At 42.0% G+C, this 2,174-nt stretch carries 3 protein-coding genes; 1 reads left to right on the plus strand and 2 read right to left on the minus strand.

Translation table 11 applies throughout. The annotated features are described in order from the left end of the window. Window positions 1–23: 23 nt before the first annotated feature. The gene (locus C7386_RS13140) at window positions 24–830 is read left to right on the plus strand and encodes a helix-turn-helix domain-containing protein (RefSeq protein ID WP_005924756.1); all 807 of its coding nucleotides are present in this window, start codon (window positions 24–26) and stop codon (window positions 828–830) included. A 61-nt stretch (window positions 831–891) separates the two neighbouring features. On the opposite strand, the gene C7386_RS13145 is transcribed toward C7386_RS13140, so the two are convergent. Both C7386_RS13145 and C7386_RS13150 read right to left on the minus strand, forming a co-directional pair. Further along, window positions 892–1,854, minus strand: coding sequence for a DUF3658 domain-containing protein (locus C7386_RS13145; protein ID WP_005927687.1), 963 nt, complete (start codon window positions 1,852–1,854; stop codon window positions 892–894). A gap of 29 nt (window positions 1,855–1,883) precedes the next feature. After that, window positions 1,884–2,174: TnpV protein (locus C7386_RS13150; RefSeq protein WP_318261313.1), on the minus strand; the 291-nt coding region annotated here is incomplete at its 5' end.

Below are 2,174 nucleotides of genomic sequence, written 5' to 3' on the forward strand. Positions count from 1 at the left end.
CCATTGGAAAGGAGCGTGCGCCCATGAAAGGAGCAACAAGCATACAGGAACGCCTTTGGGAACTCCGCAAGGACAAAGGCTTAAATCTGGAAGAACTATCAAAGCTGACAGGCATTTCCAAATCAGCTCTTGGAAGTTATGAAAAAGAGGATTTTAAGGAAATCAATCATGGCAACCTTATCACGCTGGCAGACTTCTATGGGGTCTCTGTTGATTATCTGCTGTGCCGGACAGAGAACAGGGAGCAGATCAACACGCCACTGACGGAGCTGCATTTGAACGATGAAATGGTTGCACTTCTGAAAAGCGGTCGGATCAACAACCGTCTGCTCTGCGAACTTGCCACCCATAAGGACTTTATCAAGTTTCTTGCGGACATTGAGATTTATGTGGATGGGATTGCCACCATGCAGATTCAAAACCTCAACACCCTTGTCGATACTGTCCGACATGAAATCATAGAACGGTATCGCCCTGGCGAAGATGACCCACATTTGAAAGTGCTGCAAGCCGCCCATATCAGTGATGATGAATATTTCAGCCACATGGTTCTGGATGACCTAAACCTGATTATCCGGGATATTCGGGAAACCCATAAAAAGGATAGTGAGAGTGCGCCCCAGACCACTGTTGCCAATGAACTGAAAGAAAATCTGGAAGCGGTCGAAAATTTCAAGGGCAGCCGTTTGGAAAAACTGGCAGTGCTTTACTGCAAGCAGCTCGGTATCAACTATAAAAATCTGTCAGATGAAGAATTTCGCTGGCTTATTCGGATTCTCCAAAAATCAAAGAAAACGGGAACGCCTATCAACCAGAGGAAAAAACGGTAAAGGAAAACCGCTGTTGCATGGTTTGTTGGATTCCATGTAGCAGCGGTTTGTGCTGTGGTTATTACTTCATTCGTTTTCTTAATATTCGGCGATAATTTGTTTCTCCCTTTGGTGCGTCCTGTATAATTTCCAACACACCATCTTCAAGCATTTTATCAATGCGATTGGAAATCCATACATCACTAATTCCAAGTTGATATTTTCCTAAAACATTACCTATGACAATAGCCATTTTGAATTGCTCTGGCTGTTCCGCAATTTCACGAAGAATGAAACTATCATATATATCTTCTGAAACGCTTTGCAATTTACCATTTAACATTGCACGCAAAGGTGCATTTTCATTTTGAAGTTGATTCCATTTCATAGCACAAGCTGAAAGAAATACAGGATTAGCTTTCTCTTGTAGAGTTATATAGTTTCCCCATTCGCCAGGAGAGACCTCGCCCCATGCTATTTTGGATGTCATAGTATTTTCTTTTCCATATTCCCATGTAGGTAACTTAACCAAATAAATTGTTGTCTGGCAGTTTAAGGGTTGAAGTTGTTTCATAAGCCAATACATACCACAAAGCTCATCTGGATTATAGCTATACCAAATGCGAATTTCTTCCCCAGCTACATATCGTTCAATCACTGAGGTCAATGTAGTTTTAATTTTCTGTATTTTTTCTTCAACCTGATAATCTAAATCCTCTACAAAGCAGACAGACAGCATTTTCTTGAAAACATTTTTCCGCTGTTCGCCAATTCCATTATCAGAAATATCTCCCACACTAAGAGCCATATCAAAACAATAAACATCACAGCTCTTGCCTCCCAATGGAATAGCATTCTCCCAAGCAATGCGTTCTTGTTCCTGTGCTTGAAGCTGTGCTTTTTTCATTTCATCTGAAGATGGAACACTCCCGTCTTCATGCCTCATAAATATTGAAACAGCACTTCCTCTATACTTTCCCTTGCCGTAAGTTTGGGCAATTTTCAAACTTCCACAGGCACTTTCACCAAATACAATTTCAATCATCTTATATACCTCCGATTTAATTGCTCCCGTTATGAATAAATCATCTCATGCAAAACAATTTCTTCTGCCCGGTTATGAATGTTATTGCAACGCTGCACCCATTCCATTTGGTGGGTACGCTTCAATTCCTCGGTTACGCCCTCGGCAGTTTTCATCTGCTCCATGATGGTGTCTAACCGTTCCTGTGCCTGTTCGTTCAGGTCTGCAAGATATGTCCACAATTCCCCGGTCAGTATCAATGTATTCAATCTGGCTGGGTGGACTTCCCTTAAATATTCCCGGTGCATCCGTCCGTACTTTCCGATAGGGCGGTGTTCCTC

The sequence above is a fragment of the Agathobaculum butyriciproducens genome (assembly GCA_003096535.1).
Taxonomy (GTDB): Bacteria; Bacillota; Clostridia; order Oscillospirales; family Butyricicoccaceae; genus Agathobaculum; species Agathobaculum butyriciproducens.